This window comes from Nocardioides kribbensis, assembly GCF_015070375.1.
Classification (GTDB): Bacteria; Actinomycetota; Actinomycetes; order Propionibacteriales; family Nocardioidaceae; genus Nocardioides; species Nocardioides kribbensis.
The window spans coordinates 265,855-292,128 of record NZ_JADCLL010000006.1 but is presented as its reverse complement, the minus strand read 5'-3'; the positions used below and the strand labels follow the sequence as shown (position 1 = coordinate 292,128).

Here is a 26,274-nt window from a genome sequence, read left to right as displayed (position 1 = left end):
CGGTGCGTCCACCGATGCGGTGCTCCGCAGCGCCCTCAGCGCCCGCAGCTCCCTCAGCGAGGGCGGAGGGTGAGCACCTGCGCCGCGCGGCCCACGGGTCCGTGGAGGTCGTGCAGCACGCTGCTGGTCAGCCCGACGCCGTCGGGGCCGAAGACGACCGTGGTGTCGAGGCCCAGCCACACCGGGTCGCCGTCGGCGACCTGCGGCTCGCGCACGAGGTGCACGGTGAGGTCGAGGTTGGGGAAGGCCCACTCCTGCGGCGAGGTGCGCACCGCCAGCCCGTTGGCGGTGTCGACGAGGCCGAGCAGCCGCGCCAGGGCGCTCGCGGGCTCACCGGCCACGAGCGCGGCCGTGGTGGAGATCCACGACCGGCCCCGGCCGGGCTCGACCTCCCCGGCGGCGCGCACGTCGAGGCCGGCGATGTAGCCGCCCGGCCAGACGTCGGTCATGGCTCGCGTCGGCAGGTCGTGGGGCGGTGGGAGCGGCTCCCCGGCCCCGCCGGCGACGACCGAGGTGTCGCGGGTGGCCAGCCGCCACACCCGGGCGCGGGCCGCCGCCCGGCCGGCGCTGCGCAGGGTGGCCTCGACCAGCTCGATGGTGCGGCCCGGGCGCAGCACCTCGACGTCGACCTGCACCTCCTCGGGCCCGATGACCCCGAGGATGTCGACCGACACCCGGCTCACCGTCATCGCCCGCGCGCCGCCGGCAGGAGCGGCGGTGTCGGCAGGGGCGGCGGCCCGGGCGGCGGCGTCGCGCTCGACCTCGTGCACCAGCAGGCCCACGAAGGGGCTGATGTGCTGCTCCGCGGTCGACCACGCGCCGCCGGTGAGGTCGGTGGGCAGGAAGCGGCCCCCGCCGAGCCGGTCGAAGAACCGGTCGGGGCGCTCCACGGCGCGGCTCACGCCGCGAAGAGGAGGTAGAGGCCGCCGGCGGTGAAGGCGACCATGACGAAGAGCAGCGGCAGCTGCCCGGTGAGCTGGTGGCGTCGCGGCAGCAGCTTGATGGCCCGGTCGTGGGCCGCCACCACGCCCAGCACGTGGCCCAGCACGACCGCGGCGACCTTGGTGTTGGCCAGCAGCGTGGGGTGGTTGGAGAGCCAGTAGTTCGGCGTCCAGCTGCCGGTGCCGAGCAGGTCGGAGCCGTTGCTCAGCGGGTCGCTGGCCTGGATGAGGGTCTGCTGGCCGTACTCCACCCAGTAGGACAGGTAGTGGGCGATGATGTAGCCGACGATGATCGGGACCACCGAGTGGGCGAACAGCATCGGCAGCGCCCGCCGCGACCGGCCCTCCTCGACGCCGGTGGTCATCGTGCCGAGGGCGAAGAGCCCCCCGACCCCGGCGCAGAAGACGACCAGGCCGATGTTGTTGGCCACGTCGGGCGCCCAGGAGCGGGAGTCGATCCACGCGGTGTTCTGCAGGAACGAGACCCAGCGCAGGGAGTCGCGGAAGGAGTCGAAGGCGGTGGACCCGAAGAGCACCGCCACCACGGCCACCAGCCCCGGACGCGGCACGAGGGAGTCGAGGTTGGCCAGCGGGCTGCGCAGCAGCACCATCCCGTCGCGCCGACCCCACACCGAGAGCTTGGCGACGAGGCTGGAGTAGACCTCGAAGGGGTCGGCGCGCTCGTACCAGACGTTGCCGAAGACCGCCCCGCCGACGAGCATGGCCGCGACGTAGACCGCCGCCCACAGCCGCACCGGCCCCAGCTCGGTGGAGTAGGGGTAGACCAGCTCGAGCCACACGAAGGCGAAGAGACCGATCGCCGCCGGCCAGTAGCCGAGCCGCTCGGGGTAGCGCAGCAGGCCGACCTCGGGGTCGCCGCCGGAGATCTTCGCCAGCGCCAGGTTGATCGTGCGGGCCGGGCTGATGGCCTTGAAGACCGGGCCCAGCAGCACCGAGGCGGGCACGATCCCCACCCACAGCCACACGTAGAACATGCCGAAGAAGGGGTTGAGCAGCAGGTCGCGGCCGAAGACCGCGGCGAGCGCCCCCCAGCCGAAGACCGCGAGACCCGCGACGCGCAGGGCCACGCGCCACGGCACGGAGTCGACCACGCGCGTGAGCAGCGGCAGCGGCCGGCCGCTCGTGGCGGCGTCGTAGCGCGGGCTGCGCCACGCCACCGCGAGCACGGTGAAGGAGACCGTCAGCGCCGCCACGGCGCCGGCGATGGCCAGCTCCGGGGAGATGGGCAGGTCCTTGGCGCCGCCGATGCCGTGCGCCTGGGTGACCCGGTCGTCGGTGACGCCGGCGGCGAGGGCCGCCTGGAGGCCGGCGTGCAGGCCGGTCAGGCCCGCCACGGTCAGGAGACCTCGAGCTGCAGGATGGTCAGCCCGAGGTCGTGGGACTCGACCTCGACCACGCCGGGCTGCTCGAAGGTGAGCTCGAGGTCGGTGGTGCCCTCGTCGTACTCCAGCTCCTGCTCGGGGGTGGAGTGCACGTGGATCTCGCCCGGGGCGTCGGCGGTGATCTCGAGGGTGACGGTCTCGTCGAGGGAGACGGGCAGGCGCTGGGCCTCGGGGGAGACGGTGTCGCCCTCGATGGTGATCGGGACGACGGTGCCGGCCGGCTCCTCGGAGCCTTCCGAGGCGGAGCCGGAGGGCGAGGCGCCCGAGCCCTCGGTGGCGCCGGTCGTCGCGCTCGACGTCGCCGCACCGGTGGTGTCGTCGGAGACCGTCTCGGCGTCCCCGCAGCCGCTGGCGAGCAGCAGGAGGCAGGTGAGGGCAGCGGACGAGGCCAGCAGACGCATGGTGCGGGTTCCTTCGCAGACGGGGACGTGGCGGACCGGGGGGAGGGCGGCCGGGGGCCGGCCGTGGTCGTCGGCCCGGTGGTGCACGGGCCTCTGACAGAATCGCACGACGAGCAACTCCGGGGAGAGCCGGGCCGGTGGGTTCAGCAGCCCCTCAGCGCGGTCTCAGCGGGTCCTCAGCCCGCCCCCGGCCGGGGGCACCGAGGGCCCGGGTCGGCCCCGGTCCCGCCCGCCCCGTCCCGGTGGAGGGACCCCCGTCAGCACAGAGAGGCACCGATGAGTGAGCGTCTGCGGTCGCGGGACCTCGCGTTCCTGACCGAGGAGTCGTTGACCACCCCGAGGCACAACGCGACGGTCGAGATCTTCGAGCCGGGCGACTCGGGCTTCGACTACGACCGGCTGGTGGAGCTCATCGCCGACCGGATCTCGTTCGTCCCGCGCTACCGCCAGCGCGTGCAGAGCGTGCCGGGCTGGCTGGCCAACCCGGTGTGGGTCGACGACGAGCGCTTCGACCTGGGCTACCACGTACGCCGCTCCGCGCTGCCCCGCCCCGGCTCGCTCGACCAGCTGCGCGAGCTGGTCGCCCGCATCGTGTCGCGCCCGCTCGACCGCAGCCGCCCGCTGTGGGAGGTCTACTTCGTGGAGGGCCTCTCCGGTGGCCGGGTGGCCCTGCTCTACAAGTCCCACCAGGCGCTGGTGGACGGCGTCGGCACGGTCGACCTGGCCCAGGTGCTGCTCGACTCCTCCGCGGAGCCGAAGTCGCTGGGCCACGACGACTGGGCGCCGGAGCCCCGCCGCTCCACCCCGGGCCTGGTGGCGGAGGCGCTCGGTGACTCCCTGCGCGACCGCGCGACGGTGGTCGACACCCTGCGCAGCAGCACCGGCGCCCTGACCCGCACCGCCACCGGTGCGGCCGAGCGCGCCGGCCGTGTCGTCGGCGGGCTGACCGGGCGGGGCCAGGCCCCGGAGACCCCGCTGGCCGGCCGGCTCTCCCAGCAGCGCCGCGTGGTCTCGGTGACCACCCAGCTCGCCGACTACCGCCGCATCCGCGACGTGCACGGCGGCACGGTCAACGACGTCATCCTGGCCACGGTCGCCGGCGGCCTGCGGGCGTGGCTGATGACCCGGGGCGCCTCGCTGGGGTCGCTGAGCCAGGTGCGCGCCGTCGTGCCGGTCTCGGTCATCGACCACGAGCTCGAGGCGACCTCCCTCGGCAGCCAGATCGCGCCCCACCTGGTGCAGCTGCCCCTGGGCGAGGCCAGTCCCGTCGTGCGGCTGCACCAGCTGAGCTACTCCTTCCTCTCCCACCAGGAGACCGGCCGCAGCGTCGCCGCCAACCGGCTGGCCGGGATCGCGGGCTTCGCCCCGTCGACCTTCCACGCCATCGGCAGCCGTGTGGCCGCGGCCGAGACCCGCCGGGGTGCGCAGCTCACGATCACCAACGTGCCGGGCCCGCAGTCGCCGCTTTACGCCGCGGGCGCCCGCATGCAGGCGACCTATCCCGTGCCGCCGCTGCCGCCGGGCCAGACCCTCGCCTTCGGCGTGACCTCCTACGACGGCGGCGTCTACTACGGCATCACCGCCGACCGCGACAAGGTCCCCGACGCCGAGGTCCTCGGCCAGTGCCTCTCCGAGGCCCTCGACGAGCTGCTCGACACCGTCACCGGTGCCCGCTCGCGGGTGCCACGGGGTCGCCGTCGCGGCGGCGCCGGCACGACGGCCCCCCGGTCGGCCCGCAGGGTCACCCGGCCCGCGAGCAGCCGCCCCACCGGCGGCGCGACCCCGCCCACCAGACCGTCCGCCGGCCCGCTCGACGGCCCGCCCGACGGCCCCGCGGGGGAGGAGTCGTGAGCCCGCGCTCCGGCGCCATCCGCGCCTACGTGCCGCTCACGTCCTCCTCGCTCGCCGCCCTCGTCGCCGCGGGCCGCCTCGAGGGCCCGCTGCGCGCCCACGCGGTGACCGAGGCGCTGCGCGCGGAGTGGCCCGACGGCGACGAGGAGGGCTGGGAGTACGCCGCCCTCATGGCCGCCGCCGCCACGTCGCGCACGCTGCTCACCCCCGCCGACCGGCCGCGCCGCGTGGTGCTCGCCGTCGACGTGCCCGCGGTCGAGCCCGTCGCCGGCGACGACCCGACGCTGGTCGACGTCGCCGCCGACGTGCCCTGGCGCACCGTCGCCTCGGCCCACGTCGACCCGGTCGACGACGCGCCGGACGACGACGACCTCGCGTGGTACGCCACCCAGGAGATCGCCCACCTGCTCTGACCCCCGCGGGGGGAGGGGGCCGGGACTCGGAGCCCGGGGCACGGCCTCGTTAGAGTCGCGCCCATGGACGCCCTCACCTTCCCGCCGGCACCCGTCAACGAGCCCAACCTCACCTACGCGCCCGGATCGGCGGAGCGCGAGGCGCTCCAGGCCGAGATCGCGCGGCTGGAGTCGCAGCAGCGCGACCTGCCCGCCCACATCGGCGGCGAGGCGCGCCCCGGCGGCGGGGCCGAGATCCGCGTCGTGCAGCCCCACGACCACCAGCACGTGCTGGGCGTGACCCGCAACAGCACCCGCGCCGACGCCGAGGCCGCGATCACCGCCGCCCAGGACGCCGCTCCCGCCTGGCGCGCGATGGCCTTCGACGAGCGCTGCGCGGTGATCCTCAAGGCCGCCGACCTGCTCGCCGGTCCGTGGCGCCAGCGCATCAACGCCGCCACCGTGCTGGGGCAGTCGAAGACCGCCTTCCAGGCCGAGATCGACAGCGCCTGCGAGCTCATCGACTTCTGGCGCTTCAACGTGCACTACGCCAAGCAGATCCTCACCGACCAGCCCATCGCCAACTCCCCGGGCATCTGGAACCGCACCGACCACCGCCCCCTCGAGGGCTTCGTCTACGCGATCACCCCCTTCAACTTCACCGCCATCGCCGGCAACCTGCCGACCGCGCCGGCGCTGATGGGCAACACCGTGCTGTGGAAGCCCTCGCCGACCCAGCAGCTGGCGGCGTCGCTGACCATGGAGCTGCTCGAGGAGGCCGGCATGCCGCCGGGCGTCATCAACATGCTCCCCGGCGACGGCCTGGAGGTCTCCGAGGTGGCCCTGGCCCACCGCGACCTCGCCGGCATCCACTTCACCGGCTCGACCCCCACCTTCCAGCACCTGTGGCGCACGGTGGGGGAGAACATCGCGGGCTACCGCTCCTACCCCCGCATCGTCGGCGAGACCGGCGGCAAGGACTTCGTGGTCGCCCACCCCTCGGCCGACCCCGACGTGCTGCGCACCGCGCTAATCCGCGGCTCCTTCGAGTTCCAGGGCCAGAAGTGCTCGGCGGCCTCGCGCGCCTACGTCGCCCGCTCGGTGTGGGACCGGATCAAGGACGACCTGGTGGCCGAGGTCGAGGCGATCAGCGTCGGCGACCCCACCGACTTCTCCCACTTCATGGGCGCCGTCATCGACGACCGGGCCTTCGCCAAGCACCGCGCCGCCATCGCCCGCGCCCAGGAGACCCCGCACCTCACGGTGATCGCCGGCGGCCAGACCGACGACTCCACCGGGTGGTTCGTGCGTCCCACGGTCGTGGAGTCGACCGACCCCACCGACGAGATGTTCTCGACCGAGTACTTCGGCCCCATCCTCGTCGTGCACGTCTACGACGACGCCGACTTCGAGTCGGTCGTGCACCAGATGGAGTCCTTCGCCCCCTACGCCCTCACCGGCGCGATCATCTCCCAGGACCGCGCGGCCATCGCCTGGGCCCGCGAGGAGCTGCGCTTCGCGGCCGGCAACTTCTACGTCAACGACAAGCCCACCGGCGCGGTGGTGGGCCAGCAGCCCTTCGGCGGCGGGCGCGCCAGCGGCACCAACGACAAGGCCGGCGCCGCGGTCAACCTGCTGCGCTGGACCTCGCCGCGCTCGATCAAGGAGACCTTCGTGCCGCCGACCGACTACCGCTACCCCTACATGGGCTGAGCCCCGGCGCGCACGCCCGCAGACGCCACGAGGCCCCACCGGACGACCGGTGGGGCCTCGTGCTGCGTCGGGCCCTGGTGCGGGACCTGGGTCGACCCGCGGGGGAGTCGGAGGCTCAGGCCTCGAGGGCGGGGTAGTCGGTGTAGCCCTCGGCGCCGCCGCCGTAGAACGTGTCGGGGTTCGGCTCGTTCAGCGGGGCGTCGGTCTGCCAGCGGCGCGGCAGGTCGGGGTTGGCGATGAAGAGCCGGCCCACGGCCACGGCGTCGGCGAGGTCCTGGTCGAGGATGCGCTGCGCGTCCTCCTTGGTGGTGACGGTGCCGAAGCCGTCGTTGGCGATGACCACGCCGCCGAACTCCTTGCGCAGACCCTGGATCAGGTCGAGCTCGGGGTCGGCGAGGAAGCTCAGGTAGGCCAGGCCCAGCGGGGCGATGGCCTGCACGAGGGCGGTGTAGGTGGCCTCGACGTCGGCGGGGTCGGTCTCGGTGCAGCCCTGGATGTTGTGGGCCGGCGAGATGCGGATGCCGACCTTGTCGGCGCCGATCTCGGCGGCCACGGCGCGGGTGACCTCGATGGCGAAGCGGGCACGGTTCTCCGGCGAGCCGCCGTAGGCGTCCTCGCGGTGGTTGGAGCCCGGGGCCAGGAACTGGTGGATGAGGTAGCCGTTGGCGGCGTGGACCTCGACACCGTCGAGACCGGCGTCGATCGCGCCGCGGGCGGCGTCGACGTACTCCTGCACGACCGAGGCGATCTCGTCGGTCTCGATGGCGCGCGGGGTGGGCGAGGGCTTCATGCCCTCGGCGGTGAACATCTCGTCGGGGGTGGCGATCGCGCTCGGCGCGATCAGCTCCTGGCCGCCGGTGTTGTCGGGGTGCGCGACGCGGCCCGCGTGCATGAGCTGGGCGACGATGCGGCCGCCGCCGGCGTGCACGGCCTCGGCGACGCGCTTCCAGCCGGCGAGCTGCTCGGCGGTGTGGAAGCCGGGGGTGTTGAGGTAGCCCTGGCCGTGGGCGCTGGGCTGGCTGCCCTCGGTGATGATGAGGCCGGCGGAGGCGCGCTGGGCGTAGTACTCCACGTTGAGGTCACCGGGCACGGTGCCCTCGGCGCGGTTGCGGGTGAGCGGCGCCATCACGAGGCGGTTGGGGAGCTCCCAGTTCTTCACGGTGAGGGAGTCGAAGAGGTCGGCCACGGTGGTGTCAGCTCCTGTGTGTCGGGTGCGGTCGGTCACGAGTACGAACGCCCCGGACGCCCCACCTCATCCCGGTCTCACCCGGGGAGGTGAGAATGGGGCGTGATGAGCACCGCAGCCCTCGCGCCGACCGCCGACACCGCCACCGCGTGGCTGGTGGCGCTGCACCTGGGCGCCCTGCACCCGGTGGAGCAGGCACTCACGGTGGCGCTGGCCTTCGGGCCCTTCCTGGTGCTCGGCGTGGTCGTGGCGCTGCGGCGCCGCTCCGACCGGGCCGCCGAGGAGACCGCGGGTGAGGCGGTCGCCGGCGACGGCGCCCGGGCCGCCCAGGCACCCGACGCGGGCGACGGACCCCGAGGTGCCCCCGGCCGCGACTGAGCGACCGGGGCGGCCCCGGTCAGCGGGCGAGGTACTCCCGGCCGACCTTGTTCTCGGCCTTGAGCGCCTTGAGGAGCATGTCGCTGACCAGGCCCTCGATCTTGCCGCCGACCAGCGGGATGCCGACCTTGATCTCCAGGTCGACGGTCTCGGTGGTGACCCCGCCGGCCTCGCGCAGGGTGGCGGTGCCCTTCATCTCGCCGGGCTTGCCCGGGATGGTCACGAGCACGGCGCCGCGGTCGATCGTGCTCCACGACTCGGTCTGCACGATGTTGATCTCGTCGCCGACGAGCTTGGTGGCGAAGGAGGGGAGGCCCTTGGCCGGCTGCACCTGGTCGATGACGACCTCCATGCCGTCCTCGGGCCGGTCGCCCTTGGGGGTGACCGTGACGGTGTGCGAGAGCACCCGCTGGTAGTCGCAGACCTCCTCGCGGAAGGACTTGTCGGCCAGCATCGCGGCCACCTCGGCCAGAGGGGCGTCGTAGGTCAGGTCGTGCTTGAGTCGCTTGCTCACTTCTCACCTCTCGTGGCCGCGCCGGGGGCGCGGGGCCGCGTGCGTGCGGATCGGTCGGTGCACATCATGCACGGGTGTGCACCGAGTCGGCAGGCCCGACCGGGTGACGTGCGCCAGGTCAGCTCTGCGGGACGTGCGGCCCGATCGCGGGCAGCTCCTCCTCCTCGGCGAGGATCTCGGCGTACGTCGGGTCCTCGAAGGAGATCGGGTCGGGCACCCCGGCGGTGATGCGGGTGCCGTCGGAGCGCACCCCGCCGAGCTGCGGCTCGTCGCCCAGGTGGCCCGAGAGCCGGTCGCCGTGGCCGTCGAGCGCGACCACGAGCGGGGCGCCGGCGCGCACGACGTGCTCGCGGCCCGCGACCGCGATCTCCACGTCGGGGGCGTCGTCGCCGTCGAGGGTGAAGCTGATCGCGGCCTCGGTGAGCTCCACGCGCACCCGGGTGCCGCGCCAGGTGACCGCGAAGCGCAGCCGGCCCCAGGCGTCGGGCAGCCGCGGGTCGAAGGACAGCCGGGGACCGCGGTCGCGCATGCCGCCGAAGCCGAAGACCAGCGCGCTCCACACGCCGCCGGTCGAGGCGATGTGCAGGCCGTCGACGGTGTTGCCGTGCAGGTTGCACAGGTCGACGTAGAGCGACTGCAGGAAGTACTGGAACGCGACCTCGTGGTAGCCCACCTCGGCGGCCATCACCGACTGCACGACCGCCGACAGCGTGGAGTCGCCGGTGGTGATCGGGTCGTAGTACTCGAAGTCGGCGCGCTTCTCGGCCGCGGTGAAGCGGTCGCCCTGGAGGAAGAGCGCGAGGACGACGTCGGCCTGCTTGAGCACCTGGAAGCGGTAGATCACCAGCGGGTGGTAGTGCAGCAGCAGCGGGCGCAGCTCGTCGGGGGTGCGCGAGAGGTCCCAGACCTCCCGGTCGAGGAAGAAGTCGTCCTGCGGGTGGATGCCCAGGCCCTCGTCGAAGGGGATGTGCATGCCGGCCGCGCAGCGGCGCCACTCCTCGACCTCGTCGTCGCCGAGGTGCAGCCGGCCCACCAGGCGTGCGTGCTCGACGGGGTGCTCGGCGCGCAGCAGCTCGACGGCGGCCACGGCCTGCTCGAGGTTGTAGCGCGCCATGACGTTGGTGAAGAGGTTGTTGTTGACGACCGTCGTGTACTCGTCGGGGCCGGTCACGCCGTGGATGTGGAACGACAGCGAGCCGTTGCTGCGCCAGAAGCCGAGGTCGACGTACATCCGCGAGGTCTCGACGAGCACGTCGATGCCGTCGCGCACGAGGAAGCCGGTGTCGCCGGTGGCCGCGACGTACTGCGTCAGGGCGTAGGAGACGTCGGCGTCGATGTGGACCTGGGCGGTGCCGGCGGCGTAGTAGGCCGAGGCCTCCTCGCCGTTGATGGTGCGCCAGGGGAAGAGCGCACCGCTCTGCGCCATCTCGCGGGCCCGGTGGCGCGCGGCGGGCAGCATCCGGGTGCGGAAGTGCAGCAGGTTCCGGGCCAGGTGGGGCTGGGTGTAGGTGAGGAAGGGCGCGACGTAGATCTCGGAGTCCCAGAAGTAGTGCCCCTCGTAGCCCGAGCCGGTCACCCCCTTGGCCGGCACGCCCTGCTGGTCGGCGCGCGCGCTGGCCTGGGCCAGGGAGAAGAGGTTGAAGCGGATCGCCTGCTGGGTGGCGAGCGTCTCCTCGACGTCGGTGCCGTCGGCGGCCTCCACCTCGACGTCGGCGGCCGACCAGAACCGGTCGAACCACGCGCGCTGCTCGGCGTGGTAGTGGGCCACGCCGTGCAGCGCGGCGCGGTCGAGGGTGCGGTCGCAGCGGTCGGCCAGCTCGCGCACGGGCACGCCGCGCGAGGTGTGGTAGGCCACCGTCTTCTCCAGGCGCACGGTGCGGCCCTCGCGGGCCTCGACGCGGAAGACCATCTTGGTGAGGTCCTCGTCGTCGCGCAGGATCACCTCGGGCTCGTCCTCCGACTCCAGCCGGTGGTCGGCGCCGACCGCGATGGTCATCTTGGAGTTGGCGCACATGTAGCCGAGCATCATCCGGTCGTGGCGCGCGTAGCTGAGCCGCGGCAGCAGCACCCGGTCGTCGAACGACGCCGCCTTGCGCGGGTCGACGCCCTCGCCCATCGACTGCGAGGAGACGTGGTACTCGTCCTTGCCGTCCTGGCGGTTGAGCACCTGCGAGGAGATCACGATCGGGGCGTCGCCCTCGAGCATCGTGACCTCGAAGGTCATCACCGCGAGGTGGCGCTGGGTCATCGAGACCATGCGGGACGACTCGACCCTGACCCGCTTGCCCGAGGGGGTGCGCCACACCAGCGAGCGGCGCAGGACGCCGTCGCGGAAGTCGAGGCTGCGCTCGTAGTGCTCGAGGTCGGCGGTGCCGATGGTGAGCGGCTCGTCGTCGACGTAGAGCTTCATCAGCTTGGCGTCGGGCACGTTGACGATGGTCTGGCCGGTGCGGGCGAAGCCGAACGCCGCCTCGGCGTGGCGGATCGGCCAGGTCTCGTGGAAGCCGTTGACGAAGGTGCCGTGGGCGTAGGCGTCGCGGCCCTCGGCGGGGTTGCCGCGCATGCCGAGGTAGCCGTTGGCGACGGTGAAGAGGGTCTCGGTGACCCCGAGGTCGTCGGGGTCGTAGGCGCGCTCGACCAGGCGCCACGGGTCGACGGGGAAGCGGCTGCGGTCGACGGGGTCGGCCGCGACGTGGCGGCCGTGGCTGCCCTGGGTCTGTCCCTGCCCGGGGGTGCGCGCGCTCACGGGACCAGCTCGGCGAGGTCGGCGACGACCAGCGTGGCCCCGGCGCCGGTGAGCACCTCGGCGCCGGCGCCGCGGTCGACGCCGACCACGACCGCGAACCCGCCGGCCGCGCCGGCGCGCACGCCGGACACGGCGTCCTCGAGCACCACGGCCGAGCCCGGGTCGGCGCCCAGCACGGTGGCGGCGTGCACGAAGGTGTCGGGGGCCGGCTTGCCCGGCAGGCCGAGCTCCTCGGCCACCGCGCCGGACACGACGGTCTCGAAGCGGTCGGCCAGCCCGGCGGCCTCCAGCACGGCGGGGGCGTTGGCCGAGGAGGACACGACGGCCAGCGGCGTGCCGAGGTCGCGCAGGTGGTCGAGCAGCGCCACCGAGCCCGGGAAGGCGGAGACGCCGTCGCGTGCGAGCACGGCGTTGAAGGCGTCGTTCTTCCGGTTGCCCAGGCCCTTGACCGTGGGCGCCCGGTCGGGGGCGCCGGAGTCCGTGGCCTCGCCCTCGGGCAGCGCGATGCCGCGCGAGGCCAGGAAGTCGCGCACGCCGTCGTAGCGGGGCTTGCCGTCGACGTGGGCGAAGTAGTCGGCCTCGGTGTAGGCCGACCAGTCGCCCGCGGTGTCCTCGGAGCGGTGCTCGGACAGGAAGGCGTTGAACATCTCCGACCAGGCGCGCATGTGCACCTCGGCGGTCGGGGTGATCACGCCGTCGAGGTCGAAGAGCACGGCGGCGTGCGCCGACCAGTCGACCGGGGTCGTGCCGGCGGGCTCGGGCGGGGTCGCGGGAGTCGTCACCGCAGCAGGGTAGGCCGCGCGTGTGTCGCGGGTGTGAAGGCCCGGCGTACGCAGGTCGGGACGGTGACGGGCGCAACGCCGCGGCGGACGTAGGCTGCTCGGCATGGACGACCAGCCGGACCTGAAGCCCCGCTCCCGCGACGTCACCGACGGCCTCGAGAGAGCGGCCTCGCGCGGCATGCTCCGCGCGGTCGGCATGGGCGACGACGACTGGGAGAAGCCCCAGATCGGTGTGGCGTCGAGCTGGAACGAGATCACCCCCTGCAACCTCTCGCTCGACCGGCTGGCCAAGGCGGTCAAGAACGGCGTGCACGCCGCCGGCGGCTACCCGCTGGAGTTCGGCACGATCTCGGTCTCCGACGGCATCTCCATGGGCCACGAGGGCATGCACTTCTCGCTGGTCTCGCGCGAGGTCATCGCCGACTCGGTGGAGACCGTGATGATGGCCGAGCGCCTCGACGGCTCGGTGCTGCTGGCCGGCTGCGACAAGTCGCTGCCGGGCATGATGATGGCCGCGGCCCGCCTCGACCTGGCCTCGGTGTTCCTCTACGCCGGCTCGATCATGCCCGGGCAGGTCGACGGCAACGACGTCACGATCATCGACGCCTTCGAGGCCGTCGGCGCCTGCCTGGCCGGCAAGATCACCCGCGAGGAGGTCGACCGCATCGAGCGGGCCATCTGCCCCGGCGAGGGCGCCTGCGGCGGCATGTACACCGCCAACACGATGGCCGCCGTCGGCGAGGCCCTCGGCATGTCGCTGCCCGGCTCGGCCGCCCCGCCGGCCGTCGACCGGCGCCGTGACGGCTTCGCCCACCGCTCCGGCGAGGCCGTGGTCGAGATGCTGCGCCGCGGGATCACGGCGCGCCAGATCATGACCATGGAGGCCTTCGAGAACGCCATCACCGTCGTCATGGCCCTCGGCGGCTCCACCAATGCTGTGCTGCACCTGCTGGCCATCGCCCGCGAGGCCGAGGTGCCGCTGACCATCGACGACTTCAACCGCATCGGCGACAAGGTCCCGCACCTGGCCGACCTCAAGCCCTTCGGCCGCTACGTCATGAACGACGTCGACAAGATCGGCGGCATCCCGGTGGTCATGAAGGCGCTGCTCGACGCGGGCCTCATGCACGGCGACTGCCTCACCGTCACCGGCCGGACCATGGCCGAGAACCTCGAGGCCCTCGCGCCGCCGGCCCTCGACGACGACGTCATCCGCCGTCTCGACCGCCCGATCCACGCCACCGGCGGTCTCACCATCCTCAAGGGCTCGCTGGCGCCCGAGGGCGCCGTCGTGAAGTCGGCCGGCTTCGACGAATCGGTCTTCACCGGCACCGCCCGCGTCTTCGACGGCGAGCGCGCCGCCATGGACGCCCTCACCGCCGGGCAGATCACCGCCGGCGACGTGGTCGTCATCCGCTACGAGGGCCCCAAGGGCGGCCCCGGCATGCGCGAGATGCTCGCCATCACCGGCGCCATCAAGGGCGCCGGCCTGGGCAAGGACGTCCTGCTGCTCACCGACGGCCGCTTCTCCGGCGGCACGACCGGCCTCTGCGTCGGCCACGTCGCCCCCGAGGCCGTCGACGGCGGCCCGATCGCCTTCGTGCGCGACGGCGACCGGATCACCCTCGACGTGCTCAACCGCAGCCTCGAGGTCGAGCAGGGCGACGACTGGGAGTCGCGCAAGGAGGGCTGGGCGCCCCGCGAGCCGAAGTACACCCGCGGCGTGCTCGGCAAGTACGCCCGCACCGTCGCCTCCGCCGCGCACGGCGCCGTCACCGGCTGAGCCGCGTGAGCGTCCCGCGACGGGCGCCGAGCGAGCGCCGGGCGCTGCTCGGCGCCCTCGCCGGGCTGGTCGCGCTGGTGCTCGTCGCAGGCCTGGTGACCCACCTGCCGCGGTGGCTCGCGGGTGACGACCCGGCCCCGGTCGCCGACGGCGTCGGGCGCCCCGGTGCGGGGGCGGGGCCGGGGCCGGGCGGCGGCCGCGGCGACCGGCGTACGCCGGAGCAGGTGCGGGCCGCCAACGCCGCGACGCTGCTGCCCAACGGCACGCGCCGCGTCTTCGGCGCCGACGACTTCCTGGTGGCCTACTACGGCACGGCGCAGACCCCCGCCCTCGGGGTGCTCGGGGAAGGAGCGCCCGAGCAGGTGCGCGAGCGCCTCGACGCCGCGGCGCGGCCCTTCGCCCGCCCCGGCTCGCCCGTGCAGCCGGTCTACGAGCTCATCGTGACCATCGCCGACGCCGGGCCGGGTGACGACGGCGACTACGCCCACGACGTGCCGCGCGCCGGGGTGGAGCGCTGGGTCGCCGCGGCGCGCCGGCACGACGCGCTGCTGCTGCTCGACCTCCAGCCGGGGCGCACCGGCTTCCTCGACACCGCCCGCCGCTGGGAGTGGGCGCTGCGCCAGCCCCACGTCGGGCTCGCCCTCGACCCCGAGTGGCGGATGGGGCGCCGCGAGGTGCCCGGGCGGGTCATCGGCAGCGTCGGTGCCCGCGAGGTCGACCGCACCTCGGCCTGGGTGGCCGGGCTGGTGCGCCGCTGGGAGCTGCCGCAGAAGCTCTTCGTGCTCCACCAGTTCCGCACCGACATGGTGCGCGACATCGCGGCCGTCACGTCGCGCCGGGAGCTGGCGACGGTGCAGCACGTCGACGGCTTCGGCGCGCCCCGCGAGAAGCTCGCGACCTACCGCGCGGTCGTGCGACCGCAGCAGTTCCGTGGCGGCTTCAAGCTCTTCTACGACGAGGACGTCGACCTGATGGGCCCGCGCGAGGTGCACGCGATCCGGCCCGCGGTGAGGTTCGTGAGCTACCAGTGAGCCAGCCGTGAGCCACCCGACGGGCTCGGGCCCCCTCCAGCCCGACCCCGGGCGGGTCACCGGGCGTCGCGGGCACCACCGCCCCGACCTCCACCCAGTGGAAGCCGGCGGGACGGTGGCGGGGCCCCGACGGTTGGACCAGGAGTGCCTGACGTGACGACCGAGCCATCACGCCCGCCCACGACGACGCCGAGCCGGCCCCGTGGCGGTGGCGGTGGCCGGCTGCGCGACCAGCTCCTCGCCCTCGGACCCCACGACGGCGCGCACCGCGTCGCGGCCCGCGCGGGGGTCTCGATCCTCGTGCCGCTGCTCGTGCTGCTGGCCGCGGGTCGTCTCGAGTGGGCGCTCTACGCCACCTTCGGCGCCTTCGCCGCGCTCTACGCCCGCGACCGCGGCGGCGCCGAGCGGCGCCGCATGCAGCTCACGCTCGCGACGCTCCTGGTGCTCGCCGTCGGGCTCGGCACGGTCGTGGCGACCTCCCCGCAGCGCGCCTGGCTGGCCGTGCCGCTCGCGGCCGGTGTGGCCGCACTCGGCTCCACGCTCTCGGACCGCCACGCCTGGCACCCGCCCGGGGCGCTCTTCCTCGTCTTCGCCTTCGGCGCCACCGCCTCGGTGCCCTCCACGGCGGGCGACGTGCCGGTCGCTCTGGGCGTGGCGGCGGCCTCCGCCGCGCTCGCCGTGGTCGTGGGCGGCCTCGGTGCGACGGTGCGCGCCAGGCGGGGCGGGTCGGCCGCCGCCGGTGGGTCCGGTGCGGCGGCGGGTGCGCGAGCGGCGGCGGGTGCGGCGGCAGGTGCGGCAGGCGGCGCGACGGCGGGTGCGACGGCCGGGGCGACCACCCGGGTCGCGCCGACGGACGTACGACGCCACGCGCTGCGGGCCGCCCTCGGCGTGGCGCTGGCCGGGGCGGTGGCCACCGCGACCGGCATCGGCCACCCCTACTGGGCGATGGTCTCGGCCGTGGTGCCGCTCGCCGCGCGCGACCCGCGGGCCCAGGCCGTGCGGGGGCTGCACCGCCTCCTCGGCACGGGCGTCGGTCTGCTGGTCGCCGCGGCCCTGCTCGGCCTCGACCTCACCGGGCTGGGTCTCGTGCTGGTGGTGGTGGCGCTGCAGGTGACCGCGGAGCTGCTCGTCGGGCGCAACTACGCCCTCGCCCTGGTCGCCATCACGCCGCTGGCGCTGCTGATGGTGCACCTGGCCAGCCCGGTGCCGGTCGGCACCCTGCTGCTCGACCGCGCCGTGGAGACCCTGCTCGGCGTCGCCGTCGGGCTGGCGGTAGGCCGGGCGCTGCGGCGCCGGCCCTGACCCGCGGTCGCCGTCGGTCGCGTGGTTGCTGAAGCGGCGCAATTGCGTGGTGGTGCTGGGGGTCGGGTGGGGGGTTTGCGCGGCTGGTGCTGGTGGTGGGTCGCGTGGGTTGCTGAAGTGGCGCAATTGCGTGGTGGTGCTGGGGGTCGGGTGGGGGGTTTGCGCGGCTGGTGCTGGTGGTGGGTCGCGTGGGTTGCTGAACCGGCGCAATTGCGCCGTTGCGCACCGGACCGGGCTGGTGGCTCAGAAGTAGTCGCGCACGTGCAGCGGACGGCCCGCGAGCAGCAGGTCGAGCAGGGCGTCGTGGTGGCCGGGCCCGGTGAGGTGGTCGAGCATGCGCAGGTTGGCGCAGGTCTGCGCGCCCGCGAAGAGGAGGGCCAGTCCCTGCGGCGTGAGGGTCGGTACGTCGACCCCGCCCGGCGCACCGACCGCGACCCCACCGGCGGCCAGCCGCTCGCAGCGACCTGGCCCGTCGCCGAGCGTGAGCCGGTAGCGACCGTCGGCGCCGAGCCGGTCGCCGGCCACGGCGAGGTCGATCGCGACACCTGGCCCGGCAGTCCCGCCCCCGGCCCCGGCCCCGGCCCCGCCCCCGGACCCGATCCCGGCCCCGGACGCGACCCCGGCCCCGCCCCGCGGGCCCACCCCGTCGGGAAGGGCGAGGCGTCGCGCAGTGAGGGCGCCGGCGACGTCGTGCACGCGCAGCATGTAGGGGTGGTGGGCGGCGGGGTCGGGTGACCAGGTGACGCCGGGCAGGAGGAGCCGCGCAGGGTCGGCGCCGGAGGTGCGCAGCGCGAGGGTGGGGGCGACGGAGGCGGAGCTGGCCAGCACCTCCCACAGCGCGCGGTAGCCGTCGGCGCTGACGGCGAGGAGGTCGTGCACCTCGAGCACGCCGTCGGGGCCGTAGCCGCCGTGGCGCGACCAGCTCGCGTAGCCGACCACGCGCCCCGCGGCGTCGACGGCCAGGGTGGTCGCGCCGCGGTCGGCGTGGATCTCGGCGTCGGGCCGGTCGAAGCGCGGGCCGGTGCGGGTCAGCGGACCGTTCTGCGCCGCGGCCCAGGCGGCGTACAGCTCCTGCACCGCGCGCACGTCGCCCACCTCGGCGCGCCGCGTGGTCACGCCCACGGGCGGGCGCACGCGCGACAACGAGGCCGTCGGCAGGGTGACCCGGTCGAGGGCGGCGACCAGCTCCCAGCCCAGCGAGCGGTAGATGCCGGGGGCGGTGGGGTAGAGCGTCGAGAGGACCGCGCCGCGCTCGGCGGCCTGGGCGAGGAGCGGGGCCATGACCGCGGCGAGCAGCCCGCCGGAGCGGTGCTCGGCGGCGACGGCCACACCGGCGATGCCGCAGGTGGCGAGCTCGACCCCGCCCCACCACGACGCCTGCTCGAGCGCGACCACCTTGGCCACGAGCCGGCCGCCGTCGACAGCGCCCCAGCCGTGGCGACCCGGCGACGGCTCGGCGGGGCGCGTGCGGGGCGGGCTGCCCGCCGGCGCAGCGCCGAAGGCCTCCTCGGCCAGGGCGGCCTCGCCCTCCCAGTCGTCGGGGGTCAGCTCGCGGATCTCCACGACCCCGAACCTAGCCGGGCGCGCCGGGCCGGTGGCGGGCCCGGGGCGGGCGCGCGTGTAGACATGCGCCGTGAGCGACCTCGACCCCGCCCCCCGCGACGCCGCCGACCCGCTGGCCGACCACCGCGACCGCTTCGTCGGCGCGAGCAGCCCGCTGGTCTACCTCGACGGCAACTCCCTGGGCCGCCCCCTCGCCGTCACCGGCGCCCGTCTCGCCGGCTTCGTCGACCACGAGTGGGGCGGGCGGCTGATCCGCGGCTGGGACGAGGACTGGTTCGACCTGCCGCAGCGCGTCGGCGACGACATCGCCCGCACCTGCCTGGGCGCCGCCGCGGGCCAGACCACCATCGGCGACTCCACGACCGTGCTGCTCTACAAGGCGATGCGCGCCGCGGTGGCGCTGCGTCCGGGCCGCGACGAGATCGTGGTCGACCGTGACAACTTCCCCACCGACCGCTACCTCGCCGAGGGCGTGGCCCGCGAGTGCGGGCTGACCCTGCGCTGGGTCGAGGTCGACACCGCGCTCGGGGTGAGCGAGGAGCTGCTGGCCGAGGCGGTGGGGGAGCGTACGGCGCTCGTCGTGCTCAGCCACGTGGCCTACCGCTCGGCGTACCTCGCCGACGGCGTGACGCTGACCCGCCTCGCGCACGACGCGGGCGCGCTGGTGCTGTGGGACCTCAGCCACGCGGTGGGCTCGGTGCCGGTGGAGCTCGACGGCTGGGACGCCGACCTCGCGGTGGGCTGCACCTACAAGTACCTCAACGGCGGCCCCGGGTCGCCGGCCTTCGTCTACGTCGCCGAGCGGCTGCTCGCCGAGATCGAGCAGCCGCTGCAGGGCTGGATCGGTGCGCACGACCCCTTCCTCATGGGCCCGACCTACCGCCCGGCCGACGGCATCCGCCGGATGCTGTCGGGCACGCCGCCGGTGGTCGGCATGCAGCCGGTGCGCGACATGCTCGAGCTGCTCGACCGGGTCGGCATCGCCGCGGTGCGCGAGAAGTCGGTGGGGCTCACCGGCTACGCCCTCGACCTGGCCGACGACCTGCTCGCGCCGCTCGGCGTGGGCGTGGCCACCCCGCGCGACCCCGCCCTGCGCGGCGGCCACGTCACCCTGGTGCACGAGCGGATGCGCGAGGTCACCACCGAGCTGTGGCGCCGCGACGTCATCCCCGACTACCGCGACCCCGGCGGCCTGCGCCTGGGGCTGTCGCCGCTGTCGACGTCGTACGCCGAGGTCCGGGCCGGTCTCGAGCAGGTGCGCGACGTGCTCGGGGGGCTGCTCGGCTGAGGTCGCCGCCGTCCGGTCGGGTGCTGCGCCGGACGTCATGCGGAGGGTGGAATCGCATCCTCGTGGCGCGTGACGTCCGGGGTTCGCGCGCCGCTCGCCCCGCCCGCTCGGCGCTCGTCGGGCCGCGTGGCAGGGTGAGGCCATGCGCTACCCCAGGCCCCTGCAGCCCGGCGACACGATCGGCGTGACCGCTCCCTCCTCGGGGGTGGCGGGCCCGCTGCGCCCGCGCCTCGACGCCGCCGTGGCCTCGCTGCGCGAGCGCGGCTTCGAGGTGGTGCTCGGCGACTGCCTCGACGGCTCGTCGGTCACCTCCGCCCCGCGCGCCCGGCGCGCGGCCGAGCTCGGCGCGATGCTCACCGACCCCGCGATCCGCGCCGTCGTGCCGCCGTGGGGCGGCGAGCTGGCCATCGACCTGCTCGAGGAGCTCGACTGGGCCGCCGTCGAGCGCGCCGAGCCCACCTGGGTGGTCGGGTGGAGCGACCTCGACACCGTGCTGCTGCCGCTCACCACCCGGCTGGGCTGGGCGACCCTGCACGGCTGGAACCTCATGGACACCCCCTACGCCGCCCCCGACGGTCTGCTGCACTGGGTCGACGTCGCCTCCGCCACCGGCCCCCTCACCCAGACGAGTCCGGGCCGCTACCGCGCCGACGGCTGGGACGACTACGTCGCCGAGCCCGGCGTCGACCGCATGACGCTGCCCGACGAGGGCGGCTGGTCGCTGCTGGGCGGGGGAGAGGCCTCCTTCTCCGGGCGCCTGGTCGGCGGCTGCCTGGAGGTGCTGAGCCCACTGGCGGGCACGGCGTACGCCGACGTGCGCGGCTTCGGCGAGGCCCACGCCGACGACGGCCTCGTCGTATACGTCGAGGCCGCCGAGCACGGCGCCTACGACGTCGCCCGCGCGCTGCACGGCCTGCGCCTGGCCGGGTGGTTCGACCACGCCACCGGCATCCTCGTCGGGCGCACCTCCGCCCCCGCCGCCGAGCACCTGACCCAGGCCGAGGCGGTCAAGGACGCCCTCGGGATGCTCGACCTCCCGGTCGTCCTCGACGTGGAGATCGGCCACGTGCAGCCCTTCCTCCCGCTCGTCAACGGCGCCCTCGCCGACGTCGACACCGGCGACCGCACCCTCGTCCAGACCTTCGCCTGAGCGCACGGTCGCCCGAGTCCGCCCCCGCCCGCGACCCGACCCGACCCCACCCGACCCCACCCGACCCGACCCGCACGATCCGCCCGCGGCCGACCGGAGCCACGAGGGTGACCCGGGTGTCGGTGGCGCGGGCGATGCTGAGGGGGTGCCCAGCCTCCCGCCGCCCCCGTCCCTCGCCGACGGCGCGACCCGCGACGACGTCGTCGCGTGGGTCGCGGCGCACCTGGGCGACCTGACCCTCGAGGGCCCCGACGGGGTGCGCGCCGGAGCGCTCACCGGCGGGCAGAGTGCCGCCGACGCGGCGCTCGCGGCCCTCGACATCACCGGCTACGCCCGCACCCGCAGCACGGTGCTGCCCGTGGGGCGCCGCGGCGCGAGCCGCATGTCGCCCTACATCCGCCACGGGCTCACCCCGCTGTCCGCGGTGTGGTCGGCGGTCGGCGACGCTCCCGAGCGCGACCGCCGCAAGTACCGCGACGAGCTGCTGTGGCAGGAGTACGCCCGCCACCTCTACGCCCGCGTCGGGCCCGCCCTGGGCCGTCCGCTGCGTCACGAGCAGCCCGCCGGCCCCCGGCCCGCCGACGGCCGCGACCCCTGGCCGCGAGAGATGGCGTGCATGGACGCCGTGGTCGGTGAGCTCCACGACGACGGATGGCTGGTCAACCAGACCCGCATGTGGCTCGCCTCCCAGTGGGCCGTGCGCGAGGGTGCGGCCTGGCGCGACGGCGAGGACGCGATGTTCGCCCACCTGCTCGACGGCTCGCGCGCCGCCAACCGGCTGGGCTGGCAGTGGACCACCGGCACGGGCAGCGGCAAGCCCTACGGCTTCAGCCGCTGGCAGGTCGAGAAGCGCGCGCCGCAGCTGTGCCGCTCGTGCCCGCTGAAGGCCGCCTGCCCCGTGCAGGACTGGCCCGAGGCCTCCACCGGCGCGCGGGTCGGGGGGCCCGGCGCCCCCGACCTCGGCCCCGGCGACATCCCGGCCGGCCCCGAGTCGGTCGAGGGCGACGGGGCGGAGGAGGTCTGGCTCACCGCGGAGTCCGTGGGCGACACCGACCCCGCGCTGGCCGCCGACCCCGAGCGGCCCGCGGTGTTCGTCTTCGACGAGCCGCTGCTGCGCGGGCTGCGGCTCTCGGGCAAGCGGCTGGTCTTCCTCGCCGAGACGCTGGGCGAGCTCGGCGGGGGCCGCAGGCTCGACGTACGCCGGGGCGACGTGGTCGAGGAGCTGGCCGGTCGCTCGCTCGCGACGACCCACGCGCCGGTGCCCGGCTGGGCGCGCCGGGCCGCGGCGCTGGAGCCGGTGGAGGTGCATCCCTGGCCGTGGCTGGTGCGTCCGCGGCGTGCCTCGGTGCGGTCCTTCTCGTCGTGGCGCAAGGGCGTGCGGGCCTGACCCGACCCGGGGCCCGGGCCAGGCCGCGCCGTCGGTCGCGAACACCTGCGGCGAGCCCCCACCCGGCCCGACCTCGGCCGACCGGTGGCCGCCGGCGGTCACGCTCTGGCAGGGTCGCCGGATGGACCAGCGACTCAGCTTCGTGACCCTGGCCGCGCGCGACCTCGCCGCGAGCCGGCGGTTCTACCTCGACGGTCTCGGCTGGCGCGCCGCCCTCGACGTCGAGGGGGAGGTGCTGATGGTCAAGGTCGCCGACCGCGTCGTGCTCTCCCTGTGGGACCGCCGCGCCTTCGAGGCCGAGGTCGGGCCGCTCGCCGACGGCCCCGGCCTGGCGCCGCTCACCCTGGCCCACAACGTCGCCACCCGCGAGGAGGTCGACGCCGTGCTCGCCACCGCCCGCGGCGCCGGCGCCGACCCGGTGCACCCTGGGCAGGAGCGCGCCTGGGGCGGCTACACCGGTTACTTCGCCGACCCCGACGGCTACCGTTGGGAGATCGCCTGGAACCCCGGGCCGATCGGGCAGGAGGTCCTCCCATGAGCAGCGACACGAGCCAGACCGACACGACCGACGACCAGCAGACCGACCCGGACAAGCAGGTGCTCACCGGCCACGACGTGGCCGAGGCCCTGCTCGAGGAGTGGCGATTCGTCCTCGGGCGCCTCCACGCGCGCTTCCGCACCGGCGACTTCTCCACCGGCGCCCGCCTGGTCGCCGCGATCGCCGACGCGGCCGACGCGGTCGACCACCACCCCGACGTCGACCTGCGCTACCCCCACGTCGACGTGGTGCTCTCCAGCCACGACGTCGGCGGCATCACCCGCCGCGACCTGCGCCTGGCCGCCACGATCACCGACCTGGCCGGCCAGGTCGGCGCCGAGCCGGCGCCGCACGAGGTGCAGGCCCTCGAGTGGGCCCTCGACACCCCCGACCCGTCGCGCATCAAGCCCTTCTGGGCCGCCGTGCTCGGTCTCGACCCGAGCGCCGGGGAGGACGACGAGGTGCTCGACGGCGACGGCCGCTCGGCGCTGTGGTTCCAGCGCTCCACCGACAGCGCCGCCGACGGAGCCGCCGACGGAGCCGCCGACGGGGCCACCGACAGTGCCGCCACCGGGTCCGACGGCGGGGCCGCCGACCGCGCCGGGACGTCCGGCCAGCGCTTCCATCTCGACGTCACGGTGCCCCCGGAGCTGGCTGAGAAGCGCGTGCGCGCTGCGGTCGAGGCGGGCGGCACCCTCGTCAACGACGGCTACGCCCCGGCCTTCTGGGTGCTCGCCGACGCCGAGGGCAACCACGCCTGCGTCTGCACCTGGCTGGGCCGCGACGGCTCCGCCACCGCCCCGCCCGCCGACGACGCCTGAGCCCCGCCCGGCCGCCCCGGACGGGCGGCCGAGGGGCCGCGCAGACACCGGGACTGCGCAACCGGCGCAATTGCGTGGGCGGGCGGGACGGTGGCGGGGAGGTTTGCGTGGTCGGCGCAGACGGCGCCGCCGCGGGACTGCGCAACCGGCGCAATTGCGTGGGCGGGCGGGACGGTGGCAGGGAGGTTTGCGTGGTCGGCGCAGACGGCGCCGCCGCGGGACTGCGCAACCGGCGCAATTGCGTGGGCGGGCAGGACGGTGGCGGCAAGCTTTGCGCAGTCAGCGCAGACGACACCGCCGCCCGACCGCGCAACCGGCGCAATTGCGTGATCGGGCACGCCACGCCGATCAGCGCGCGCACCCCGCCAGCCGATCGGCACCCTCCACCCGACCACGATGTGGGACCGCCGTCCCGCATCGTGGGACGGGGTGGCAGGGTGTGGTGACGGGAGAGGGGCCACGGGCTACCGTGGTCAGCATGCGCCAGGACCTTCTTGTACGCACGCGACGCGTGAGCTGAGACCACCACACCCGGTCGAAGTCCACGTGTCACCCCTCGTCGCCCTCGGGCCGGGGGGCTTTTTTGTGCCTCGCACACCGGAGGCGACCACGAGCGGCACGCCAGATCCAGCACGCAGCACCGGCAGGCGGATCCAGCGCGCAGGTCCAGGCGGCACGGCCCTCCGGGGCCACCTTCCACGAGCCACACACCGGCCCCCCGCGGGCCACACAGGAGCAAGGGGCACAGAGGCATGAGCGAGCAGGTGACGGGTGCGCAGAGCCTGATCAAGTCGCTGGAGGCGGCCGGCGTGACCGACGTCTTCGGCATCCCCGGCGGCGCGATCCTCCCGGCGTACGACCCGCTGATGGACTCCTCCATCCGCCACATCCTGGTGCGCCACGAGCAGGGTGCAGGCCACGCCGCCCAGGGGTACGCCGCCGCGACGGGGCGGGTCGGGGTCTGCATGGCCACGTCGGGCCCGGGCGCGACCAACCTGGTCACGCCGCTCGCCGACGCCCACATGGACTCCGTGCCGCTGGTCGCCGTGACCGGCCAGGTCGGGGCCTCGATGATCGGCACCGACGCCTTCCAGGAGGCCGACATCCGCGGCATCACGATGCCGATCACGAAGCACAACTTCCTGGTCACCGACCCCGCCGAGATCCCGCAGAAGGTCGCCGAGGCCTTCCACATCGCCTCGACCGGTCGCCCCGGACCGGTGCTGGTCGACGTCGCCAAGTCGGCGCTGCAGGCCATGACCGACTACCGCTGGCCCACCGAGCTCCAGCTGCCCGGCTACCGCCCGGTGACCAAGCCGCACGCCAAGCAGATCCGCGAGGCCGCGCGCCTGGCGCTCGAGGCCCGCCGCCCGGTGCTCTACGTCGGCGGCGGCGTCATCCGCGCCCGCGCCCACCGTGAGCTGCGCGTGCTGGCCGAGCTCACCGGCATGCCGGTGGTCACGACCCTGATGGCCCGCGGCGCCTTCCCCGACTCCCACCCCCAGCACCTGGGCATGCCCGGCATGCACGGCACGGTGGCGGCGGTCGCGGCGCTGCAGAAGAGCGACCTCATCATCAGCCTCGGTGCCCGATTCGACGACCGCGTCACCGGCAACCTCGACTCCTTCGCCCCCGGCGCCAAGGTCGTGCACGCCGACATCGACCCCGCCGAGATCGGCAAGAACCGCCACGCCGACGTCCCGATCGTGGGCGACTGCCGCGAGGTGATCTCCGACCTCGTCGTGGCGCTCACCGCCGAGAGCGACGCCGGCACGACCGGCGACTACGAGCAGTGGGTGCAGTTCCTGGCCGGGGTGAAGCAGAAGTACGCCCTGGGCTACGACCTGCCCACCGACGGCAGCCTCTCGCCGCAGTACGTCATCGAGCGGCTCGGCTCGATCGCCGGGCCCGAGGCCATCTACACCTCCGGCGTCGGCCAGCACCAGATGTGGGCCGCGCAGTTCATCGGCTACGAGCACCCCAATACCTGGCTCAACTCCGGCGGCCTCGGCACCATGGGCTACTCGGTGCCGGCCGCGATGGGCGCCAAGGTCGGCATGCCCGACACCACCGTGTGGTCGATCGATGGCGACGGCTGCTTCCAGATGACCAACCAGGAGCTCGCCACCTGCGCGATCGAGGGCATCCCGATCAAGGTCGCGATCATCAACAACGAGTCGCTCGGCATGGTGCGCCAGTGGCAGACGCTCTTCTACAACGAGCGCTACTCCAACACCAACCTCCAGCGCCACGGCGGCCCGGTGCGCATCCCCGACTTCGTCAAGCTCGCCGACGCCTACGGCTGCGTCGGCCTGTCCTGCGAGGCCCCCGGCGACGTCGACGCCACTATCGAGAAGGCCATGGAGATCAACGACGTGCCCGTCGTGGTGGACTTCCGGGTGCACCGCGACGCCATGGTGTGGCCGATGGTCGCCGCCGGCACCAGCAACGACGACATCAAGTACGCGCGAGACCTCGCGCCCGACTTCGACGAGGACGACCTGTGAGCGCACACGCCGACTCCCGCAGCACCCTGTCGGTGCTGGTGGAGAACAAGCCCGGTGTCCTGGCCCGCATCGCGGGGCTCTTCAGCCGCCGCGGCTTCAACATCGACAGCCTCGCGGTGGGCCCCACCGAGCACCCGGAGATCTCGCGGATGACGATCGTGGTCGACGTCGAGCGCTCCCCGCTGGAGCAGGTCACCAAGCAGCTCAACAAGCTGGTCGAGGTGATCAAGATCGTCGAGCTCGACCAGGGCGCCTCGGTCAACCGCGAGCTGGTGCTGGTCAAGGTCGCCGCCACCGCGGAGACCCGCGGCCAGGTGCTCGACACCGTGCAGCTGTTCCGCGCCAAGGTCATCGACGTGGCCCCCGACGCCCTCACCGTGCAGATCACCGGCAACGCCGGCAAGATCGCCGACTTCCTGCGCGTGCTGGAGCCCTTCGGGATCCGCGAGCTCGTGCAGTCCGGCATGGTCGCCATCGGCCGCGGCTCCCGCTCCATCTCCGAGCGCAGCCTGCGCCCGGTCGCCACCCCCGCTCCGCCCGCCGCGGTCTGACCCGGCGCCCCCGACGCACCTCCACTGAAACCAACCCGAAGGAGAA

General features: G+C 74.6%; 22 protein-coding genes. 14 read left to right on the top strand and 8 right to left on the bottom strand.

Annotation, left to right across the window (positions count from 1 at the left end; all coding sequences use genetic code 11):
* Positions 1 to 53 precede the first annotated feature (53 nt).
* From IR170_RS14575 to IR170_RS14565, 3 genes are read right to left on the bottom strand one after another with little or no spacing between them, the layout of a single operon-like run.
* A complete protein-coding gene (locus IR170_RS14575) occupies positions 54 to 902 on the bottom strand; it encodes a thioesterase family protein (protein WP_319805102.1) in 849 nt (282 codons plus the stop codon).
* Positions 899 to 2,296: a hypothetical protein gene (locus tag IR170_RS14570; protein WP_319805101.1), complete on the bottom strand. Its 1,398-nt coding sequence runs from the start codon at positions 2,294 to 2,296 to the stop codon at positions 899 to 901. Before IR170_RS14570 ends, IR170_RS14575 begins: the two co-directional genes overlap by 4 nt.
* A 2-nt stretch (positions 2,297 to 2,298) precedes the next feature.
* Positions 2,299 to 2,745, bottom strand: coding sequence for a hypothetical protein (locus IR170_RS14565; protein ID WP_193665131.1), 447 nt, complete (start codon positions 2,743 to 2,745; stop codon positions 2,299 to 2,301).
* A gap of 276 nt (positions 2,746 to 3,021) precedes the next feature.
* Here IR170_RS14565 and IR170_RS14560 point away from each other — a divergent pair, with 276 nt between their 5' ends.
* The 3 genes from IR170_RS14560 to pruA all read left to right on the top strand — a co-directional run bounded on the left by IR170_RS14560 (position 3,022) and on the right by pruA (position 6,701).
* Positions 3,022 to 4,596, top strand: a complete 1,575-nt coding sequence (locus tag IR170_RS14560; RefSeq protein ID WP_193665129.1) for a WS/DGAT/MGAT family O-acyltransferase — start codon at positions 3,022 to 3,024, stop codon at positions 4,594 to 4,596.
* The gene (locus IR170_RS14555) at positions 4,593 to 5,009 is read left to right on the top strand and encodes a DUF6912 family protein (RefSeq protein WP_227489294.1); all 417 of its coding nucleotides are present in this window, start codon (positions 4,593 to 4,595) and stop codon (positions 5,007 to 5,009) included. The genes IR170_RS14560 and IR170_RS14555 overlap by 4 nt, the downstream gene beginning before the upstream one ends.
* A gap of 63 nt (positions 5,010 to 5,072) precedes the next feature.
* Complete coding sequence (pruA, locus tag IR170_RS14550) at positions 5,073 to 6,701, top strand: L-glutamate gamma-semialdehyde dehydrogenase (protein WP_193665127.1); 1,629 nt, start codon at positions 5,073 to 5,075, stop codon at positions 6,699 to 6,701.
* A 115-nt stretch (positions 6,702 to 6,816) separates the two neighbouring features.
* Here the strand turns inward: pruA and IR170_RS14545 are convergent, their stop codons facing one another.
* A complete protein-coding gene (locus IR170_RS14545; protein ID WP_082499899.1) occupies positions 6,817 to 7,887 on the bottom strand; it encodes an alkene reductase in 1,071 nt (356 codons plus the stop codon).
* Positions 7,888 to 7,992: 105 nt separating this feature from the next.
* Here IR170_RS14545 and IR170_RS14540 point away from each other — a divergent pair, with 105 nt between their 5' ends.
* Complete coding sequence (locus IR170_RS14540; protein WP_193665125.1) at positions 7,993 to 8,265, top strand: hypothetical protein; 273 nt, start codon at positions 7,993 to 7,995, stop codon at positions 8,263 to 8,265.
* A gap of 19 nt (positions 8,266 to 8,284) precedes the next feature.
* On the opposite strand, the gene IR170_RS14535 is transcribed toward IR170_RS14540, so the two are convergent.
* The 3 genes from IR170_RS14535 to IR170_RS14525 form a co-directional block, all read right to left on the bottom strand.
* A complete protein-coding gene (locus IR170_RS14535; protein WP_193665122.1) occupies positions 8,285 to 8,779 on the bottom strand; it encodes a DUF2505 domain-containing protein in 495 nt (164 codons plus the stop codon).
* Between the two features lie 118 nt (positions 8,780 to 8,897).
* Positions 8,898 to 11,525, bottom strand: coding sequence for a glycoside hydrolase family 65 protein (locus IR170_RS14530; protein ID WP_193665120.1), 2,628 nt, complete (start codon positions 11,523 to 11,525; stop codon positions 8,898 to 8,900).
* Positions 11,522 to 12,307 (bottom strand): HAD family hydrolase, encoded by a 786-nt coding sequence (locus IR170_RS14525; RefSeq protein WP_319805100.1) that lies wholly within the window; start codon positions 12,305 to 12,307, stop codon positions 11,522 to 11,524. The genes IR170_RS14530 and IR170_RS14525 overlap by 4 nt, the downstream gene beginning before the upstream one ends.
* Positions 12,308 to 12,410: 103 nt before the next feature.
* On the opposite strand from IR170_RS14525, the gene ilvD reads away from it, so the two are divergent.
* The 3 genes from ilvD (at position 12,411) to IR170_RS14510 (ending at position 16,423) form a co-directional block, all read left to right on the top strand.
* Complete coding sequence (ilvD, locus tag IR170_RS14520; protein WP_056862300.1) at positions 12,411 to 14,090, top strand: dihydroxy-acid dehydratase; 1,680 nt, start codon at positions 12,411 to 12,413, stop codon at positions 14,088 to 14,090.
* Positions 14,091 to 14,095: 5 nt separating this feature from the next.
* Positions 14,096 to 15,121, top strand: a complete 1,026-nt coding sequence (locus tag IR170_RS14515; protein WP_193665116.1) for a hypothetical protein — start codon at positions 14,096 to 14,098, stop codon at positions 15,119 to 15,121.
* 153 nt (positions 15,122 to 15,274) lie between these two features.
* Positions 15,275 to 16,423 carry an FUSC family protein gene (locus IR170_RS14510; protein WP_319805099.1) on the top strand — a complete coding sequence of 383 codons (1,149 nt, stop codon included), beginning with the start codon at positions 15,275 to 15,277 and terminating at the stop codon, positions 16,421 to 16,423.
* Positions 16,424 to 16,666: 243 nt separating this feature from the next.
* Here the strand turns inward: IR170_RS14510 and IR170_RS14505 are convergent, their stop codons facing one another.
* A complete protein-coding gene (locus IR170_RS14505) occupies positions 16,667 to 17,986 on the bottom strand; it encodes a GNAT family N-acetyltransferase (RefSeq protein ID WP_193665114.1) in 1,320 nt (439 codons plus the stop codon).
* A gap of 70 nt (positions 17,987 to 18,056) precedes the next feature.
* On the opposite strand from IR170_RS14505, the gene IR170_RS14500 reads away from it, so the two are divergent.
* The 7 genes from IR170_RS14500 to ilvN all read left to right on the top strand — a co-directional run bounded on the left by IR170_RS14500 (position 18,057) and on the right by ilvN (position 26,228).
* Positions 18,057 to 19,274: a kynureninase gene (locus IR170_RS14500; RefSeq protein WP_193665113.1), complete on the top strand. Its 1,218-nt coding sequence runs from the start codon at positions 18,057 to 18,059 to the stop codon at positions 19,272 to 19,274.
* A gap of 142 nt (positions 19,275 to 19,416) precedes the next feature.
* Positions 19,417 to 20,424, top strand: a complete 1,008-nt coding sequence (locus tag IR170_RS14495; RefSeq protein ID WP_193665111.1) for a S66 family peptidase — start codon at positions 19,417 to 19,419, stop codon at positions 20,422 to 20,424.
* A 145-nt stretch (positions 20,425 to 20,569) separates the two neighbouring features.
* Positions 20,570 to 21,811: an FAD-binding domain-containing protein gene (locus IR170_RS14490; protein WP_193665110.1), complete on the top strand. Its 1,242-nt coding sequence runs from the start codon at positions 20,570 to 20,572 to the stop codon at positions 21,809 to 21,811.
* Between the two features lie 121 nt (positions 21,812 to 21,932).
* Entirely contained in the window at positions 21,933 to 22,349 is a 417-nt protein-coding gene (locus IR170_RS14485; protein WP_193665108.1) for a VOC family protein, read from the top strand.
* Entirely contained in the window at positions 22,346 to 23,170 is an 825-nt protein-coding gene (locus tag IR170_RS14480) for a 4a-hydroxytetrahydrobiopterin dehydratase (protein WP_193665106.1), read from the top strand. The genes IR170_RS14485 and IR170_RS14480 overlap by 4 nt, the downstream gene beginning before the upstream one ends.
* Before the next feature lie 752 nt (positions 23,171 to 23,922).
* The gene (locus IR170_RS14475; protein WP_056904648.1) at positions 23,923 to 25,677 is read left to right on the top strand and encodes an acetolactate synthase large subunit; all 1,755 of its coding nucleotides are present in this window, start codon (positions 23,923 to 23,925) and stop codon (positions 25,675 to 25,677) included.
* Positions 25,674 to 26,228: an acetolactate synthase small subunit gene (gene ilvN / locus IR170_RS14470; RefSeq protein WP_056862306.1), complete on the top strand. Its 555-nt coding sequence runs from the start codon at positions 25,674 to 25,676 to the stop codon at positions 26,226 to 26,228. Before IR170_RS14475 ends, ilvN begins: the two co-directional genes overlap by 4 nt.
* The last annotated feature ends 46 nt before the right edge of the window (positions 26,229 to 26,274 follow it).